Here is a 15,363-nt window from a genome sequence, read left to right on the forward strand (position 1 = left end):
GCGCTTATCCCTTAGGATGAGCAGTCGTTTTTCTCATTAATGTTTGATTGTCATATTGATGAGAAGTTAAATGCGCTTGTAGCTGAGCCATAAAGTCCATAACAACAACGACTACAATGAGTAATGAGGTACCACCCAAATAGAATGGAATACCAAAAGAACTTTGTAGAATCATTGGCATCAAACAAATGACTGTAATATAAATCGCACCAATAAACGTCAAACGATTAAGAATATGATCTAAGTAACGAGCAGTTTGCTCACCTGGGCGAATACCAGGCACATAAGCTCCGCTGCGTTTTAGATTTTCTGATACTTCCTTAGGGCTAAATACTAAAGCCGTATAAAAGTAACAGAAAAAGATAATTAACGCACCAAAGAGCACCAAATACAAAGGCTGTCCAGGCGACAATACTAAAGCTAAATCTTGTAAACTACGTTTAATTAAACCAGCATTCGGATCTGCACTTCCTACCCATTGACCCAAACTAGCTGGGAACAAGAGTAAAGAGCTCGCAAAAATCGCAGGAATCACACCAGCCATATTAATTTTCAATGGTAGATGTGTTTGCTGAGCTGTAAATATACGACGCCCTTGCTGCTTCTGTGCATAGTTTACTGGAATACGACGCTGTGCTTTTTCAATAAACACAATCGCTGCCAATACACCAAGAGACAAAAGACCAAAGATAACAAGACCAATTAAACTTGTTTGACCATTATCGACAGATGATACTGATTGCATAATTAATTTAGGCAAACCAGCAACAATACCTGCAAAAATAATCATTGAGATACCATTACCGATACCTCTTTCAGTGATTTGTTCACCTAGCCACATTAAGAACATAGTTCCTGCGACAAGTGATGTAACTGCAGGTATATAAAAAGCAAGACCACTAGATAGAGTAATACCCTGTCCAATAAGACCTGCACACATACCCACTGCCTGAACCACTGCAAGTAATAATGTACCCTGACGCGTATATTGATTAATTTTACGTTTACCTTGCTCCCCTTCCTTTTTCAAGGCTTCGAGAGAAGGAATCACTGTAGACATTAACTGCACAATAATTGATGCAGAAATATAAGGCATGATCCCTAAAGCAAGAATCGACATTCGCTCTAAAGCACCGCCAGAAAACATATTGAATAGCCCAAGAATAGTTCCTTGGTTTGCATGAAATAAATTTTCTAACGCAGCATTATTAATGCCTGGTACTGGAATATGCGCTCCTAGTCGAAAGACCAGCAATGCACCGATTAGAAAACTCATCCGGCGAATAATTTCACGATATTTCACGTGAAATGGCTGACCTTTCATCATGTTGACATGACCTGAAGAACTAGGAGACATAGACACTCGAGATTACTCCTCGACTTTGCCGCCAGCTGCTTCAATTGCAGCTTTAGCGCCTTTAGTCAATGCAACACCTTGAACAGTGAATGCACGAGTGATTTCACCAGAAAGCACGATACGAGCGCGAATTTGATCACGACGAACAACATTCGCAGCTTTTAAAGTTTCAAGGCTAACGATGTCGCCTTCCACTTTACTTAACTCAGACAAACGTACTTCAGCAGTTTTTAAAGCGATTTGGCTAGTGAAACCGAATTTAGGTAAACGACGATAAATCGCTGTTTGACCGCCTTCGAAACCTGGACGAACGCCACCACTTTTACGTGATTTTTGACCTTTGATACCACGACCACCAGTCTTACCAACGCCAGAACCGATACCACGGCCTAAACGACGGTGTTCACGTTTTGCACCTTCTGCAGGTGCAAGCTCATTTAAACGCAGAGTCATGGCTTATTCCTCTACACTAACCATATAGTAGACTTTGTTGATCATACCACGGTTAGAAGGCGTATCTTGCACTTCTACAGTATGACCAATACGACGCAGACCTAAACCTTGTAAGCAAAGCTTGTGATTTTTCAAGCGATGTGAAGAAGATTTAGTCTGGGTAACTTTAATCGTTTTCATGATTGATTACCCTTGAATTTCTTCTACTGATTTACCACGTTTCGCAGCGACTTTCTCAGGAGAAGTCATATCACGCAAACCTTTAAAAGTTGCGTTTACTACGTTAGCAGCGTTAGTAGAACCATAACATTTAGCAAGTACGTTATGTACACCTGCAGCTTCAAGAACGGCACGCATTGCACCACCAGCGATTACGCCAGTACCTTCTGAAGCAGGTTGCATGTATACACGGCTTGCACCATGACGAGCATTCACAGGGTGTTGTAAAGTAGTACCAGCAAGGTCTACAGTGATCATGTTACGACGTGCAGCTTCAAGTGCTTTAGAAATAGCAGCTGGAACTTCACGAGCTTTACCACGACCAAAACCTACGCGACCATTACCATCGCCCACAACAGTTAATGCTGTGAAAGAGAAGATACGACCACCCTTAACAACCTTGGCTACACGATCAACGGCAACCAGCTTTTCAACGAGACCTTCGTTTTGTTCAACTTTTGCCATGATTAGAACTCCAAGCCGCCTTCACGAGCAGCATCAGCCAAGGCTTTGATACGACCATGATATTTAAAACCAGAACGGTCAAATGCAACTTTAGTAACGCCAGCTGCTTTAGCACGTTCTGCGATTAAAGCACCAACTTTCGTCGCAGCTTCAATATTACCAGTAGTACCACTACGTAAAGATGCATCTAAAGTTGAAGCTTGCGCTAAAACTTTGCCACCATCTGCTGAAATAACTTGAGCATAGATGTGACGCGGAGTGCGGTTTACACACAAACGAGTCGCACCCAATGCACGGATGTGCAAGCGTGTGCTTTTCGCACGACGCAAACGGGATTGTTTCTTTTCGTTCATAAGAACCTCGCGCCTTATTTCTTCTTAGCTTCTTTACGAAGAATGACTTCATCCGAATAACGAACACCTTTACCTTTATATGGTTCAGGAGAACGATATGCACGGATTTCTGCCGCTACTTGACCTAACAACTGCTTGTTTGCTGATTTCAAAATGATTTCAGTAGCAGTTGGAGTTTCCGCTGTTACACCTTCAGGTAAAGCGTAGTCAATTGGGTGTGAGTAACCAAGGTTAAGGTTTACAACTGTACCTTTAACCGCAGCTTTATAACCAACACCAACTAGCTGCAACTTACGTTCGAAGCCTTCGCTAACACCTTTAACAAGGTTGTTCAATACAGCGCGAGCAGTACCAGCTTGCATCCAAGCATCTTTCGATTCTTTAGCTGGAGCAAGTTGAAGTTTACCTTCTTCCTGTTTTAGCTCGACCAGCGCATGCAGGTTGAAAGACAATGTACCTTTGCTGCCTTTCACTTCGACCTGCCGGCCGTTCTGAGTAACTGTTACACCATTTGGTACAGTTACTGGGGCTTTAGCCACACGAGACATGAGGAATCACCTATTAAGAAACAAAAGCAATAACTTCACCACCGATGCCCGCAGCACGTGCAGCGCGATCAGTCATGATGCCTTTGCTTGTAGAAACAATTGCAATACCTAAACCTTGCTTAACGCTTGGAAGTTTATCTTTACCACGGTATTGGCGAAGGCCTGGACGGCTTACGCGCTTAACCATTTCGATAACTGGCTTGCCTTCGAAATATTTTAAAGTAATAGTCAAAGTAGATTTTGTCTCTTCTTGAGCAACTTCTACGTTTGAAATATAACCTTCTTGTTGAAGTACGTTTGCAATAGCAACTTTCAACTTAGAAGACGGCATAGAAACAGTTTGTTTCTTAGCCATTTGTGCGTTACGAACACGTGTTAGCATGTCGGCAACGGTATCTTGCATACTCATTTAGTCGCTCCTTACCAGCTTGCCTTAACAACGCCTGGTACATCACCTTGCATTACTGTGTCACGTAATTTGTTACGGCTTAAACCGAACTTACGGAAGTAACCATGAGGACGACCAGTTAAACCACAACGGTTACGAAGACGTACCGGAGATGCATTACGTGGCAATGCTTGTAACTTTAACATCGCTTCGAAACGTTCTTCGTCGCTCGCATTTACATTTGCAATAGTAGCTTTTAATTCAGCACGTTTTGCAGCGTATTTAGCAACAGTTTTTTCGCGTTTCAATTCGCGATTAATCATACCTTTCTTAGCCATATCGACCTCTTATTTGAACGGGAAGCCGAATGCACGCATAAGCGCACGGCCTTCGTCATCGGTGCGAGCAGTCGTAGTAATAGTAATATCCATACCACGAATACGATCAATCTTGTCGAAATCGATTTCAGGGAAAACGATTTGCTCTTTCAAACCCATTGAGTAGTTACCACGACCGTCGAAAGATTTCGCTGAGAAACCACGGAAGTCACGGATACGAGGGATTGCGATAGAGATCAAACGGTCCAAGAATTCGTACATTTGGTCGCCACGTAAAGTAACTTTACAACCAATTGGCCAACCATCACGGATTTTGAAACCAGCGATAGATTTACGTGCAAGAGTAACTACTGGTTTTTGACCAGCAATTAATTGCATGTCAGCTACAGCGCCGTCTAATAATTTCTTATCAGTAGCTGCTGCGCCTACACCCATGTTAAGAGTGATTTTTGTGATGCGAGGAATTTCCATCACATTCTTAATGCTAAGTTCTTCTTGTAACTTCGCTTTAAGTTCGTCGTTGTAACGTGCTTTAAGTCTGGCCATTGCCTTTTCAACCTATTACTTCGCTACCGCCACTGATTCACCAGTTGATTTGTAAACGCGAGTTTTCACGCCATCAATCACTTGGTAACCAACACGGTCAGCCTTCTGGGTTGTAGCATTTAAAATTGCCACGTTTGAGATATGAAGCGAAGCTTCTTGAGTAACGATACCGCCTTCAGCGCCAGTTACACGATTCGGCTTTTGATGCTTCTTCACTAAGTTAAGGCCTTCAACCTTAACGCGGTCTTCAGAAACAGACAAAACAGTACCCTGTTTGCCTTTTTCTTTACCTGCGATCACGATAACCTGATCGCCTTTTTTAATCTTAGCCATGATTGCCTCTTATAGAACTTCAGGAGCCAATGAAATGATTTTCATGAACTGTTCAGTACGAAGTTCACGAGTCACTGGTCCGAAGATACGAGTCGCAATCGGAGCTTTGTTGTTGTTCAAAATAACTGCAGCGTTATCATCAAAACGGATCACAGAACCATCTGGACGACGAATGCCGAACTTAGTACGAACTACAACTGCATTCATCACGTCACCTTTTTTAACACGTGCGCGTGGAATAGCTTCTTTTACAGTAACTTTAATAATGTCGCCAACAGAAGCATAACGACGATGTGAACCACCAAGTACTTTAATACATTGTACGCGGCGAGCACCACTGTTGTCTGCTACGTCGAGCATAGTTTCGGTTTGAATCATTGCCCTACTCCAAAACCGAGCATCACCGGTCACAATTTCGAAAGGCTCAAAGAGTACTCGAAATTGACCGATGATGCAACAAGAACGTCGAATTACTCAGCAGCTGCTTCAACTACTTCCACTAAAGTCCAAGCTTTAGTTTTAGAAATTGGGCGGCTTTCTTTAATGGTTACAACATCGCCAATTTTAGCAACGTTGTTCTCATCATGAGCGTGTAACTTAGTTGAACGGCGAATTGATTTGCCATACAACGGGTGTTGAACGCGGCGTTCGATAAGGACAACAATAGATTTGTCCATTTTGTCGCTTACTACTTTGCCGGTTAACGTGCGGACTGTTTTTTCACTCATTGTCCGTTCCCCTGTTTTTCGGTAAGGAGTGTCTTAATACGAGCAATTGTCTTACGAGCAACTTGCACTTCGTGCGATTTACCCAACTGACCAGTTGCTTTCGCCATACGAAGACGGAATTGGTTAAGCTGTTGCTCATCAAGCAAAGCTTTCAACTCTTCTACCGATTTTTCACGTAGATCTTTAGTTTTCATTACATTACCGTCCGAGTCACGATAGTGGTTTTAAACGGAAGTTTAGCAGCAGCTAAAGCAAAAGCTTCACGTGCCAAGTCTTCGTTCACACCTTCAATTTCGTACAGGATCTTACCTGGTTTGATCTCACAAACCCAATATTCCACGTTACCTTTACCGTTACCCATACGAACTTCTAATGGTTTTTCGGTAATTGGTTTGTCCGGGAATACGCGAATGAAGATTTTACCACCACGTTTAATACGACGGCTAATGGTACGACGTGCAGCTTCAATCTGACGTGCAGTCATACGACCACGCTCAGTTGCTTTAATTGCAATCGAACCAAATGATACTGTACTACCACGATGTGCTAGACCAGTGTTACGGCCTTTGTGCACTTTACGGAATTTGGTACGTTTAGGTTGCAACATGGATTATTCTCCCTTGTCAGCAGCACGGTCACCGCGACGACCACGACGCTCTTGACCTTCACCACGACCACGACCGCGTTTAGCTGGACGTTCTTCAGCAGGAGCAGGGTTCATGACTTGTTTCATGCCACCTAAAATCTCACCACGGAAAATCCAAACTTTAACACCAATCGTACCGTAAGTAGTTTCAGCACGCATAGTTGCATAGTCGATGTCCGCACGAAGAGTGTGCAAAGGTACACGACCTTCACGATACCATTCTGTACGAGCGATCTCTGCACCACCTAAACGGCCAGAAACTTCAACTTTGATACCTTTAGCACCAGCACGCATAGTGTTTTGTACCGCACGCTTCATAGCACGACGGAACATTACACGTTTTTCTAATTGAGAAGCGATTGCTTCAGCAACTAAACGCGCGTCCAAGTCTGGGCGATCAATTTCGTTGATGCTTACTTGCGCTGGAACACCCATGATGTTGGTAAGTTCGCGCTGTAATTTTTCAATGTCTTCGCCTTTTTTACCGATTACGATACCAGGACGAGCTGTGCTAATTGTTACTTTAGCAGCACCTGATGGACGTTCGATAAGAATATTGCTAACCATCGCATTCTTAAGTTTTTTAGTTAAAAACTCACGAACTTGAAGATCTTTAAGCAAGTATTCAGCGTATTGTTTCGGATTCGCATACCAGTTAGCGTTATGACGTTTCACAACACCTAGGCGGATACCGATTGGATGAACCTTCTGACCCATATCAAACCCCTACCTTAACGGTGATGTGACAAGTACGCTTAGTAATACGATCTGCACGGCCTTTAGCACGTGGCATAATACGTTTAAGGCTCATGCCTTCGTCAACGTAAATCGTAGAAACTTTAAGGTCGTCAACATCTAAACTGTTATTGTGTTCAGCGTTTGCAATTGCAGATTCCAATGCTTTTTTAACTAAAACTGCAGCTTTTTTGTTGCTGAAGTTCAAGATGTTTAAAGCATGTGCAACAGACTTGCCACGGATTAAGTCCGCAACCAAACGTGCTTTTTGTGCCGAGATAGCGGCACCGCGTAATTTAGCAGTTACTTCCATCATGACACCTATTAACGTTTAGACTTCTTGTCAACACCGTGACCACGATAGGTACGAGTTGGCGCGAATTCACCGAGTTTATGACCAACCATATGCTCAGTAACAATTACTGGAACGTGGTTACGGCCATTGTGAACAGAAATTGTTAAACCAACAAAGTCTGGAAGGATCATCGAACGACGAGACCAAGTTTTGATCGGCTTGCGAGAGTTACTAGCAACAGCCGCTTCAACCTTAGCGAACAAGTGCGCATCGACGAATGGGCCTTTTTTCAGAGAACGAGGCATTAGTCAGATTCCTTTACTTGACGCGACGGTCGCGAATAATCATCTTAGTCGTACGCTTGTTGGTACGTGTCTTGTACCCTTTAGCTTTTTGACCCCATGGGCTTACAGGTTGAATACCTTTGTTACGCCCTTCACCACCACCGTGTGGGTGATCAATCGGGTTCATCGCCATACCACGTACGGTAGGACGAACACCACGCCAGCGTGCAGCACCAGCTTTACCTAATGAGCGAAGGTTGTTTTCTTGGTTAGAAACTTCACCAATTACAGCGCGGCATTCAACGTGTACTTTACGCATTTCGCCTGAACGAAGACGAATGATTGCGTAAGAACCATCACGACCCAACAATTGAACTGAAGCACCAGCAGAACGTGCTAATTGAGCACCTTTACCGATTTTAAGTTCAACGTTATGAAGTGTAGAACCGATTGGCATGTTACGAAGTGGTAAACAGTTACCTGGACGAATTGGAGCATCGTTACCAGATTGTACTTTATCACCAGCACGTAAGCCTTTAGGCGCAATGATATAACGACGCTCACCGTCAGCATATTTCAATAATGCAATATGCGCTGTACGGTTTGGATCGTATTCAATACGTTCTACAACAGCAGGTACGCCATCTTTGTTACGTTTGAAGTCAACGATACGGTAATGTTGCTTATGACCACCACCAACGTGACGAGTAGTAATGTGACCGTTATTATTACGACCACCAGTACGTTTTTTTGCTTCTACCAACGGTGCATAAGGCGCGCCTTTGTGAAGATGGTCATGAACCACTTTCTCTACAAAGCGACGTCCTGGAGACGTTGGCTTACATTTTTGAATCGGCATAATTTTCGTCCTTATTCCGCTGCGCTTTCAGCGGTATCGCCCAAGTCAGCCATTTCAACATCTTGGCCGGCTTTCAGGGTGACGTATGCTTTTTTAACATCAGAACGACGTCCTAATGTACGACCAAAGCGCTTAGTCTTACCTTTAGTAATAGTTGTGTTAACTTTAACAACTTCTACACCAAAAAGTTTTTCAACTGCTTTTTTGATTTCAAGTTTAGTAGCGTTGATATCTACTTTAAATACTTGAACACCAGCAGTATCACCTAAAACTTGTGCCTTTTCTGAGAAGACTGGTCCTTTTAGGACTTGATAGATACGTTCGTTGTTCATCCGAGTTCTACCTCAATTTTCTTAGCAGCAGCTACAGACATCACAACTTTATCAAACGCGATCAAGCTTACAGGATCGATTGCAGTTGCATCTACCACATCAACGTGTGGAAGGTTGCGCGCTGCAAGATATAAGTTCTCATCTACAGCATCTGTAACGATCAAAGCACGAGCTGCATTTAAATCGTTAAGTTTTGCAAGCAATTCTTTAGTTTTTGGAGCAGCAACAGCAAACTCTTCAACTAAAACAAGGCGATCTTGGCGAACAAGTTCAGCTAAGATACATTGCATTGCACCGCGATACATTTTACGGTTTACTTTTTGAGACCAATCTTGTGGACGAGCAGCAAAAGTTTTACCACCACCAACCCAGATTGGGCTACGAATAGAACCCGCACGAGCGCGACCAGTACCTTTTTGACGGAATGGTTTTTTACCACCGCCAGAAACGTCTGCACGTGATTTGTGAGCACGAGTACCTTGACGACCACCTGCTAAGTAAGCAGTAACAACTTGGTGTACAAGAGCTTCGTTAAATTCACGTCCGAAAGCTACTTCAGACAATTCAACAGCAGAGCCGGAAACAGTTTTTAAATTCACGGTATTTCCCCTCAGGCCTTGATGGTAGGACGTACGATAACGTCACCGCCAGTTGCACCAGGAATTGCACCCTTAACAACCAAAACTGAACGTTCAGTGTCAACAGATACGATTTCAAGACCTTGTACTGTTACGCGTTCATCACCTAAGTGACCAGCCATTTTTTTGCCTTTGAACACGCGTCCAGGAGTTTGGTTTTGACCTGTAGAACCTAAAACACGGTGAGAAACAGAGTTACCGTGAGTAGCATCTTGGGTACGGAAATTCCAACGTTTAACACCACCTTGGAAACCTTTACCTTTTGATTGACCAGTTACGTCAACAATTTGACCAACTGTGAACAAATCAACGCCAATAGTACCGCCAACTTCACGGCCTTCAAGCTCAGCTTCAGTAACACGAAACTCTTTAACTAAACGACCAGCAGCAACACCCGCTTTAGCGAAGTGACCTTTTTGAGCGTTAGTTACGCGAGACTCGCGACGTTCACCAGTAGTTACTTGAACAGCTTGATAACCATCAGTTTCAAGTGTTTTGATTTGCGTAATGCGGTTTGGATCGACTTCGATGACTGTAACAGGTACAGAAACACCAGCATCTGTAAAGATGCGAGTCATACCACATTTGCGACCGACTAAACCAATAGCCATGTGCATAAACCTCTAAAAAAGCGGCCTAATTAACTAATCGTTAATTAACCGAAAGCCTTAACCCAAAGCGATCTGAACATCAACACCAGCTGCAAGATCTAACTTCATCAATGCATCAACAGTTTTATCTGTAGGTTGAACGATGTCGATCAAACGTTTGTAGGTGCGGATTTCGTACTGGTCACGCGCATCTTTGTTAACGTGCGGTGAAGTAAGAACGTTGAAGCGTTCGATGCGAGTAGGCATCGGAATTGGACCACACACTTGTGCGCCGGTACGCTTAGCGGTTTCTACGATCTCTTGAGCAGATTGATCAATCAGACGATGATCAAAAGACTTAAGACGGATACGAATTCTCTGGTTAGACATACCAGTAAACTCCAAGCCAAATATATAAAGAATCACCTTTGACGCATCTCACCTATCTGGTAAGTGTCAAAGGCAGTGATAATCACCAAGGTCGTGATCGATGCCACGACTGTAATGCACATTTACTACTTTCTTCGCAGTAAATGCCCTCTTCTTGAGGGTCGCTCATTATAACGATTGTTTAAGTCTTATGCAATTCTCTTTTTCTATTTTCTGCTCAATTCATCCTTTTTCTCATCAACTCTATATTTTTATTGATTGACCACGAACTCTATTGCCCTGTTTAAAAGTTGATTGCCTTGTTCAAACTTTTGGATGTCGCAATGATGTAGTTCATCTAAAGATTGAACATACTCACCTTTAAAAATAGAAAGCTCTTGTTCGTTCTCTAAAAGAAGATTTAATACCTTGGGTGTCATTTCTGGATGAAATTGAAAACCAAGAACATTTGAACCAATTTGGTACATCTGGTTACGACAAACTGAGTTCTCTGCTAAATGAATCGCACCTTTAGGAATCTCAAAAGTTTCACTATGCCACTGCATTACATTTATTTTTTCTGGTAATAAAAAGCTTTCTTTAGGTAAATTCGGCACCCTTTGTACGGTCGACCATCCCAATTCTTGATAACGGTTTCTACTAACGGCCGCTCCTAGTGCATTGGCAATAAGTTGCCCTCCGAGACAAAGTCCTATCGCAGGCTTTCCCGCCGCCAAATAACGACGTATCCATCTTTTTTCTATTTTTAACCATGGATAATTTGCCTCATCATTTACACTCATGGTTCCCCCCATAATAAGTAGCAAATCCACATCTTCAATGTGTGGCAATGCTTCTATTTCCAAAGGGAGATCAACTGGAAGTGCAAAAAACTCTGTAGCTGTTATCGTTGCATGGTGTGCTTTTAAGAATGAATAGCAGCTTCCAAAACCTTCGCCAGCAATATGTTGAAAATAGTGAACACGTAAATGCGACTTCATGCGCTTAAACCTATTGTTGTTAGAATGTTGGTTTGATCTTTGCAAAAATAAAGCCAAGTTTTAGTGAATGTTACACTAGTAACGAAACATCTTAGAAATAATCAAAAATCTAGCAGTTAAGTAAGTTTTCTCTTAATCTAATCTCATTATGTAAAGTATAGCGCCCCATGAAAAAGCATAACAATTTCCAAACCCAACTCATTCATGCACCACGAAAAGCACCTCAATTTATTGAAACCGTGCAACCTCCCTTATTTCGTGCATCAACTATTATTTTTAAATCAACTTCGCACCTTTTTGACCGTCACTGGACCGATCCTTATGACTATAGTTATGGCACCCACGGTACGCCTACGACATTTACACTAGGCGACAATATTGCTCAAATTGAGGGTGGTTTATACTGCCTACTTGCTCCAAGCGGGTTATCTGCGATTAATCTCGTAAATTCTGCTGTGTTAGCAACAGGTGATGAAGTTTGGGTGCCAGACAATATATATGGTCCGAATCTGGAACACCTAAACTACTTAAAAGATCAATATGGAATTAATGTTCAAGTTTATAACCCGATCGATGTCTCAAGTTTCCAGCCTTCTGATAAAACCAAGTTGCTATGGTTAGAAGCAGCAGGTTCTGTCACTCTTGAATTTCCAGATCTCAAAGCGCTAGTAAAAAAAGCAAAAGCACATGGCGTTTTAACTGCACTCGATAATACTTGGGGAGCTGGCCTCGCCTTTAATGCTTTTGATTTTTCCGATGAACATTTATCAGTAGATTTAACCATTCATGCGCTTACCAAATATCCAAGTGGTGGTGGCGATATTTTAATGGGAAGTGTGGTAACTCGTGATGAGAAGTTACACCACCGTTTGTTCCGAATGCATGCCATTTTAGGGATTTCGGTATCTGGTGATGATACCGCCCAAATTCAACGCAGTCTTGCGCATATGTCATTAAGGTATGAGCAACAATCAAATAATACTAAAACCCTACTGACATGGTTAAAAGAGCAACCTCAGTTTGCACAAGTTCTACATCCAAGCGATAAAGCTGCACCTGGTCATCAATACTGGCAAGAAATTTGCTCAACAGGTAGAAGTGCAGGCTTAGTGAGTGTTGTGTTCAAATCTGATTATGACATTTCAGCAGTACGCCGTTTTTGTGATGCTCTTAAGCTATTCAAACTTGGTTTTAGTTGGGGAGGACCGGTGAGTCTCGTCATGCTTTATGATTTAAAAATGATGAGAAAACTTGAAAATACACATTTACAACAAGGTTTGTTGGTTCGCTTCTGTATAGGGCTAGAAGATCCACAAGATTTAATTCAAGATATCGAAAATGCTCTGAAACAAATGTAAAACGACAACATCAATAGTGGCTCACACTAAGGGATAAAAATATATGGGTACACCGATTGTTATTGCAAAAAATATTAACGACACATCAAAAGAAATTGTTTTACTTTCCCAATTTGCCAACCGGCACGGCCTGATTGCAGGTGCGACCGGTACAGGTAAAACAGTCACCCTAAAGGTGCTCGCAGAGAGTTTTTCTCGAATCGGCGTTCCCGTCTTTCTTGCCGACGCAAAAGGTGATGTTTCAAGCCTCGCAAAAGCTGGTGAAGCTTCGGATAAATTTAATGAACGCTTAAAGCTTTTACAGATCGACAGTGTTCCATTTGCAGCCAATCCAGTTGTTTTCTGGGATTTATTTGGCCAGCAAGGCCACCCTATTCGAACCACTATTTCTGAAATTGGACCAATTTTATTAGCACGTATACTCAACTTAAATGACACCCAAGAAGGTGTTTTATCTGCCGTATTCCGTATTGCAGACGACCAAGGGTTACTTCTGGTCGACTTTAAAGATTTAAAAGCCATGATCACTTTTGTAAGTGAACATGCAGCTGAGTTTAAAGCCGAATATGGCAACTTATCTCCAGCCAGCTTAGGCGCTATTCAACGTAATCTCCTTGCTCTTGCCGACCAAGGTGGAGAACAGTTTTTCGGAGAGCCAGCTTTAAATATTCTGGACTTTATACAAACCGACGCAAATGGGCATGGTTATATCAATATTCTTGCGGCTGACAAGCTCATGAATACACCTAAGCTATATGCTACTTTCCTGTTATGGATGCTTTCAGAATTATTTGAACAGCTTCCAGAAATTGGTGATATGGATAAACCTAAACTCGTGTTTTTCTTTGATGAAGCTCACCTGTTATTCGACAACGCCAGTCAAGCTTTACAAGAAAAAATTGAACAAGTTGTACGTTTAATTCGTTCTAAAGGTGTGGGAATTTATTTTATTACCCAAAACCCACTCGACTTACCAGAAAGTGTTTTAGGGCAACTCGGCAACCGTGTACAACATGCTTTACGTGCCTTTACCCCTAAAGATCAAAAAGCAGTAAAAACAGCAGCAGATACTTTCCGAGCTAATCCAAACTTTAAAGTTGATGAAGCAATTACGGAACTTGGTGTTGGTGAGGCACTCATTAGTTGCCTAGATGAGCAAGGTACACCTCAAATTGTAGAGCGTGGTTGGGTTATGCCTCCTTACTCTTCATTTACACCTATCACTCCAGAAGAGCGTCAGACCTTAATTTCGCAAAGTATTATTGCCGGGGTTTATGAACAAGCTGTAGATCGTGATAGTGCCTATGAAATGCTCCAAAACAAAGTGGCTGAACGGGAACAGCAAAAACAAGATGCAGAACTCGCAAAACAGCAAGCGAAAGAACAGGAAACCTTAGCGAAACAACAAGCCAAAGAACAAGAGCGTCTAGCACGTGAACAGCAAAAAGAAGAGGAACGTGCGGCGCGTGAAAGAGCTAAACTTACTCAAGATATTGTCGGAACTTTTGCAAAAAGTGCTGCTCGCAGCTTAGGTGGTAGTACTGGCCAAAAATTAGTACGGGGGCTACTCGGCTCATTATTTGGAAAATAAAATTTATTTTTAAATCAGTATATTAATTTAGGGGATTTTATATCCCTTAAATTTTTTAAGGTTTTTATTAAAAAGCTATTGCTACAATTATTTTAAAGATGTATTTTAAATACATCTTATATAGCCAGATAATTAAGGTCTAGCCATGACTCCACAACAAATTGAACTCGTTAAATCTACTGTACCTGTATTGCGTGAACATGGTGTTACTCTAACTACATACTTTTATAAGCGTATGTTGAATAACAACCCAGAACTAAAAAATGTTTTTAATCTTGATGATCAGACCAGCCTGCGCCAACCTCGTGCTCTTGCAGCAGCTGTACTCGCGTATGCTGAAAATATTGAGAATCCTACGGTGCTTGCCAAAGCGGTTGAACGTATTACCACTAAACACGTGAGCTTAGATATTCAACCAGATCAATATGCAATTGTGGGCGACAACTTGCTTCATTCAATTAGTGAAGTTTTAAATGTTCCATTTGAATCAGAACTCATTGAAGCGTGGAAACAAGCTTACTTACAGTTGGCAGATATCTTAATTGGTGTTGAAAAACAAAAATATGAACAACTTGAAAGCTTGAAAGGTGGATGGGCTGGCTGGCGTTCATTTGAAATTACGCAAATTGACCCACTTGAGTCTGGCAAACGCTTTACTTTAAAGGCAACTGATCATGAAGATGTACTCACCAGCCCAGCAAATGCTTTTATTTCTGTAAAAGTTCAAGTACCTAACCAACAGCTTGAACAACCAAAAGCATTTAAGTTCACAGAGGCTCAAGAGGACAATACTTATCATTTTGATGTTCAACCAGAAGAAGACCATACAGAGTTCTCTGTTTCAAACATTTTGCTTGAGCACTATAGAGTTGGTGATCAAGTACAAGTTTCAGCTCCTTTAACGCTGTAACTTAAAAAGCTCTAGCCTGAAAGTTTT

The 15,363-nt window shown here is 42.0% G+C and carries 25 protein-coding genes and 2 pseudogenes; 4 read left to right on the forward strand and 23 right to left on the reverse strand.

The annotated features are described in order from the left end of the window. Positions 1 to 4: 4 nt before the first annotated feature. From secY to EGS71_RS10525, 23 genes and pseudogenes are all read right to left on the reverse strand, one after another. On the reverse strand, positions 5 to 1,324 hold the full coding sequence (gene secY, locus EGS71_RS10415; protein ID WP_002000592.1) for a preprotein translocase subunit SecY: 1,320 nt from the start codon (positions 1,322 to 1,324) through the stop codon (positions 5 to 7). A gap of 45 nt (positions 1,325 to 1,369) precedes the next feature. Next, entirely contained in the window at positions 1,370 to 1,810 is a 441-nt protein-coding gene (gene rplO, locus EGS71_RS10420) for a 50S ribosomal protein L15 (protein ID WP_000175340.1), read from the reverse strand. A gap of 3 nt (positions 1,811 to 1,813) precedes the next feature. Further along, on the reverse strand, positions 1,814 to 1,990 hold the full coding sequence (gene rpmD / locus EGS71_RS10425) for a 50S ribosomal protein L30 (protein ID WP_000849088.1): 177 nt from the start codon (positions 1,988 to 1,990) through the stop codon (positions 1,814 to 1,816). Between the two features lie 6 nt (positions 1,991 to 1,996). Further along, complete coding sequence (rpsE, locus tag EGS71_RS10430; protein WP_001141025.1) at positions 1,997 to 2,494, reverse strand: 30S ribosomal protein S5; 498 nt, start codon at positions 2,492 to 2,494, stop codon at positions 1,997 to 1,999. 2 nt (positions 2,495 to 2,496) lie between these two features. Next, a complete protein-coding gene (gene rplR / locus EGS71_RS10435; RefSeq protein ID WP_001003194.1) occupies positions 2,497 to 2,847 on the reverse strand; it encodes a 50S ribosomal protein L18 in 351 nt (116 codons plus the stop codon). Positions 2,848 to 2,861: 14 nt separating this feature from the next. Next, positions 2,862 to 3,395, reverse strand: a complete 534-nt coding sequence (gene rplF / locus EGS71_RS10440) for a 50S ribosomal protein L6 (protein WP_000091932.1) — start codon at positions 3,393 to 3,395, stop codon at positions 2,862 to 2,864. 13 nt (positions 3,396 to 3,408) lie between these two features. Next, positions 3,409 to 3,804: a 30S ribosomal protein S8 gene (rpsH, locus tag EGS71_RS10445; protein ID WP_000062616.1), complete on the reverse strand. Its 396-nt coding sequence runs from the start codon at positions 3,802 to 3,804 to the stop codon at positions 3,409 to 3,411. An 11-nt stretch (positions 3,805 to 3,815) separates the two neighbouring features. Next, positions 3,816 to 4,121: a 30S ribosomal protein S14 gene (gene rpsN / locus EGS71_RS10450; protein ID WP_001074624.1), complete on the reverse strand. Its 306-nt coding sequence runs from the start codon at positions 4,119 to 4,121 to the stop codon at positions 3,816 to 3,818. Positions 4,122 to 4,130: 9 nt separating this feature from the next. After that, the gene (rplE, locus tag EGS71_RS10455; protein ID WP_000113197.1) at positions 4,131 to 4,667 is read right to left on the reverse strand and encodes a 50S ribosomal protein L5; all 537 of its coding nucleotides are present in this window, start codon (positions 4,665 to 4,667) and stop codon (positions 4,131 to 4,133) included. A 15-nt stretch (positions 4,668 to 4,682) separates the two neighbouring features. After that, positions 4,683 to 5,000, reverse strand: a complete 318-nt coding sequence (gene rplX, locus EGS71_RS10460) for a 50S ribosomal protein L24 (protein WP_001062685.1) — start codon at positions 4,998 to 5,000, stop codon at positions 4,683 to 4,685. 9 nt (positions 5,001 to 5,009) lie between these two features. Next, positions 5,010 to 5,378 carry a 50S ribosomal protein L14 gene (gene rplN, locus EGS71_RS10465; protein WP_001982634.1) on the reverse strand — a complete coding sequence of 123 codons (369 nt, stop codon included), beginning with the start codon at positions 5,376 to 5,378 and terminating at the stop codon, positions 5,010 to 5,012. Positions 5,379 to 5,470: 92 nt separating this feature from the next. After that, complete coding sequence (gene rpsQ, locus EGS71_RS10470; protein WP_001291845.1) at positions 5,471 to 5,728, reverse strand: 30S ribosomal protein S17; 258 nt, start codon at positions 5,726 to 5,728, stop codon at positions 5,471 to 5,473. Beyond that, positions 5,725 to 5,922, reverse strand: a complete 198-nt coding sequence (gene rpmC / locus EGS71_RS10475; RefSeq protein WP_000849928.1) for a 50S ribosomal protein L29 — start codon at positions 5,920 to 5,922, stop codon at positions 5,725 to 5,727. Before rpmC ends, rpsQ begins: the two co-directional genes overlap by 4 nt. Continuing rightward, positions 5,922 to 6,335 (reverse strand): 50S ribosomal protein L16, encoded by a 414-nt coding sequence (gene rplP / locus EGS71_RS10480; RefSeq protein WP_000941215.1) that lies wholly within the window; start codon positions 6,333 to 6,335, stop codon positions 5,922 to 5,924. The genes rpmC and rplP overlap by 1 nt, the downstream gene beginning before the upstream one ends. After that, a pseudogene (rpsC, locus tag EGS71_RS10485) lies at positions 6,275 to 7,091 on the reverse strand (30S ribosomal protein S3). The gene rplP and the pseudogene rpsC overlap by 61 nt, the downstream one beginning before the upstream one ends. A 1-nt stretch (position 7,092) precedes the next feature. Then, positions 7,093 to 7,422 (reverse strand): 50S ribosomal protein L22, encoded by a 330-nt coding sequence (gene rplV / locus EGS71_RS10490; RefSeq protein ID WP_001982638.1) that lies wholly within the window; start codon positions 7,420 to 7,422, stop codon positions 7,093 to 7,095. An 11-nt stretch (positions 7,423 to 7,433) separates the two neighbouring features. Continuing rightward, entirely contained in the window at positions 7,434 to 7,709 is a 276-nt protein-coding gene (rpsS, locus tag EGS71_RS10495) for a 30S ribosomal protein S19 (RefSeq protein ID WP_001138119.1), read from the reverse strand. Between the two features lie 13 nt (positions 7,710 to 7,722). Then, the gene (gene rplB / locus EGS71_RS10500) at positions 7,723 to 8,547 is read right to left on the reverse strand and encodes a 50S ribosomal protein L2 (RefSeq protein WP_001122317.1); all 825 of its coding nucleotides are present in this window, start codon (positions 8,545 to 8,547) and stop codon (positions 7,723 to 7,725) included. Positions 8,548 to 8,558: 11 nt separating this feature from the next. Next, complete coding sequence (gene rplW, locus EGS71_RS10505; protein ID WP_001058538.1) at positions 8,559 to 8,879, reverse strand: 50S ribosomal protein L23; 321 nt, start codon at positions 8,877 to 8,879, stop codon at positions 8,559 to 8,561. Beyond that, the gene (rplD, locus tag EGS71_RS10510) at positions 8,876 to 9,478 is read right to left on the reverse strand and encodes a 50S ribosomal protein L4 (protein ID WP_001050255.1); all 603 of its coding nucleotides are present in this window, start codon (positions 9,476 to 9,478) and stop codon (positions 8,876 to 8,878) included. Before rplD ends, rplW begins: the two co-directional genes overlap by 4 nt. An 11-nt stretch (positions 9,479 to 9,489) precedes the next feature. Continuing rightward, positions 9,490 to 10,128 (reverse strand): 50S ribosomal protein L3, encoded by a 639-nt coding sequence (gene rplC, locus EGS71_RS10515; RefSeq protein ID WP_001982642.1) that lies wholly within the window; start codon positions 10,126 to 10,128, stop codon positions 9,490 to 9,492. Positions 10,129 to 10,185: 57 nt separating this feature from the next. Next, complete coding sequence (gene rpsJ, locus EGS71_RS10520) at positions 10,186 to 10,497, reverse strand: 30S ribosomal protein S10 (protein ID WP_000070912.1); 312 nt, start codon at positions 10,495 to 10,497, stop codon at positions 10,186 to 10,188. A gap of 251 nt (positions 10,498 to 10,748) precedes the next feature. Next, the gene (locus EGS71_RS10525; protein ID WP_000835293.1) at positions 10,749 to 11,477 is read right to left on the reverse strand and encodes a type 1 glutamine amidotransferase; all 729 of its coding nucleotides are present in this window, start codon (positions 11,475 to 11,477) and stop codon (positions 10,749 to 10,751) included. Between the two features lie 167 nt (positions 11,478 to 11,644). Here EGS71_RS10525 and EGS71_RS10530 point away from each other — a divergent pair, with 167 nt between their 5' ends. The 4 genes and pseudogenes from EGS71_RS10530 (at position 11,645) to EGS71_RS10545 (ending at position 15,336) form a co-directional block, all read left to right on the forward strand. Further along, positions 11,645 to 12,835, forward strand: coding sequence for a PLP-dependent transferase (locus EGS71_RS10530; protein ID WP_000716513.1), 1,191 nt, complete (start codon positions 11,645 to 11,647; stop codon positions 12,833 to 12,835). 43 nt (positions 12,836 to 12,878) lie between these two features. Beyond that, entirely contained in the window at positions 12,879 to 14,426 is a 1,548-nt protein-coding gene (locus EGS71_RS10535; RefSeq protein ID WP_000537110.1) for a helicase HerA-like domain-containing protein, read from the forward strand. A gap of 21 nt (positions 14,427 to 14,447) precedes the next feature. Continuing rightward, positions 14,448 to 14,569: pseudogene (locus EGS71_RS10540) on the forward strand (hypothetical protein). Positions 14,570 to 14,571: 2 nt separating this feature from the next. After that, positions 14,572 to 15,336, forward strand: a complete 765-nt coding sequence (locus tag EGS71_RS10545; protein WP_000188888.1) for a globin domain-containing protein — start codon at positions 14,572 to 14,574, stop codon at positions 15,334 to 15,336. The last annotated feature ends 27 nt before the right edge of the window (positions 15,337 to 15,363 follow it).

This window comes from Acinetobacter sp. FDAARGOS_559 (genome assembly GCF_003940475.1).
Taxonomy (GTDB): Bacteria; Pseudomonadota; Gammaproteobacteria; order Pseudomonadales; family Moraxellaceae; genus Acinetobacter; species Acinetobacter baumannii.

What these genes read in the sequence shown, in the direction of transcription:
- rplV (WP_001982638.1), bottom strand. Translation starts at nt 7,422, where the DNA reads ATGGAAGTAACTGCTAAATTACGCGGTGCCGCTATCTCGGCACAAAAA.
- rpsJ (WP_000070912.1), bottom strand. Translation starts at nt 10,497, where the DNA reads ATGTCTAACCAGAGAATTCGTATCCGTCTTAAGTCTTTTGATCATCGT.
- rpsS (WP_001138119.1), bottom strand. Translation starts at nt 7,709, where the DNA reads ATGCCTCGTTCTCTGAAAAAAGGCCCATTCGTCGATGCGCACTTGTTC.
- rpsN (WP_001074624.1), bottom strand. Translation starts at nt 4,121, where the DNA reads ATGGCTAAGAAAGGTATGATTAATCGCGAATTGAAACGCGAAAAAACT.
- EGS71_RS10530 (WP_000716513.1), top strand. Translation starts at nt 11,645, where the DNA reads ATGAAAAAGCATAACAATTTCCAAACCCAACTCATTCATGCACCACGA.
- rpmC (WP_000849928.1), bottom strand. Translation starts at nt 5,922, where the DNA reads ATGAAAACTAAAGATCTACGTGAAAAATCGGTAGAAGAGTTGAAAGCT.
- rpsE (WP_001141025.1), bottom strand. Translation starts at nt 2,494, where the DNA reads ATGGCAAAAGTTGAACAAAACGAAGGTCTCGTTGAAAAGCTGGTTGCC.
- EGS71_RS10535 (WP_000537110.1), top strand. Translation starts at nt 12,879, where the DNA reads ATGGGTACACCGATTGTTATTGCAAAAAATATTAACGACACATCAAAA.
- rpsH (WP_000062616.1), bottom strand. Translation starts at nt 3,804, where the DNA reads ATGAGTATGCAAGATACCGTTGCCGACATGCTAACACGTGTTCGTAAC.
- secY (WP_002000592.1), bottom strand. Translation starts at nt 1,324, where the DNA reads ATGAAAGGTCAGCCATTTCACGTGAAATATCGTGAAATTATTCGCCGG.
- EGS71_RS10525 (WP_000835293.1), bottom strand. Translation starts at nt 11,477, where the DNA reads ATGAAGTCGCATTTACGTGTTCACTATTTTCAACATATTGCTGGCGAA.
- rpsQ (WP_001291845.1), bottom strand. Translation starts at nt 5,728, where the DNA reads ATGAGTGAAAAAACAGTCCGCACGTTAACCGGCAAAGTAGTAAGCGAC.
- rplW (WP_001058538.1), bottom strand. Translation starts at nt 8,879, where the DNA reads ATGAACAACGAACGTATCTATCAAGTCCTAAAAGGACCAGTCTTCTCA.
- rplR (WP_001003194.1), bottom strand. Translation starts at nt 2,847, where the DNA reads ATGAACGAAAAGAAACAATCCCGTTTGCGTCGTGCGAAAAGCACACGC.
- EGS71_RS10545 (WP_000188888.1), top strand. Translation starts at nt 14,572, where the DNA reads ATGACTCCACAACAAATTGAACTCGTTAAATCTACTGTACCTGTATTG.
- rplB (WP_001122317.1), bottom strand. Translation starts at nt 8,547, where the DNA reads ATGCCGATTCAAAAATGTAAGCCAACGTCTCCAGGACGTCGCTTTGTA.
- rpmD (WP_000849088.1), bottom strand. Translation starts at nt 1,990, where the DNA reads ATGAAAACGATTAAAGTTACCCAGACTAAATCTTCTTCACATCGCTTG.
- rplE (WP_000113197.1), bottom strand. Translation starts at nt 4,667, where the DNA reads ATGGCCAGACTTAAAGCACGTTACAACGACGAACTTAAAGCGAAGTTA.
- rplP (WP_000941215.1), bottom strand. Translation starts at nt 6,335, where the DNA reads ATGTTGCAACCTAAACGTACCAAATTCCGTAAAGTGCACAAAGGCCGT.
- rplN (WP_001982634.1), bottom strand. Translation starts at nt 5,378, where the DNA reads ATGATTCAAACCGAAACTATGCTCGACGTAGCAGACAACAGTGGTGCT.
- rplX (WP_001062685.1), bottom strand. Translation starts at nt 5,000, where the DNA reads ATGGCTAAGATTAAAAAAGGCGATCAGGTTATCGTGATCGCAGGTAAA.
- rplF (WP_000091932.1), bottom strand. Translation starts at nt 3,395, where the DNA reads ATGTCTCGTGTGGCTAAAGCCCCAGTAACTGTACCAAATGGTGTAACA.
- rplO (WP_000175340.1), bottom strand. Translation starts at nt 1,810, where the DNA reads ATGACTCTGCGTTTAAATGAGCTTGCACCTGCAGAAGGTGCAAAACGT.
- rplC (WP_001982642.1), bottom strand. Translation starts at nt 10,128, where the DNA reads ATGGCTATTGGTTTAGTCGGTCGCAAATGTGGTATGACTCGCATCTTT.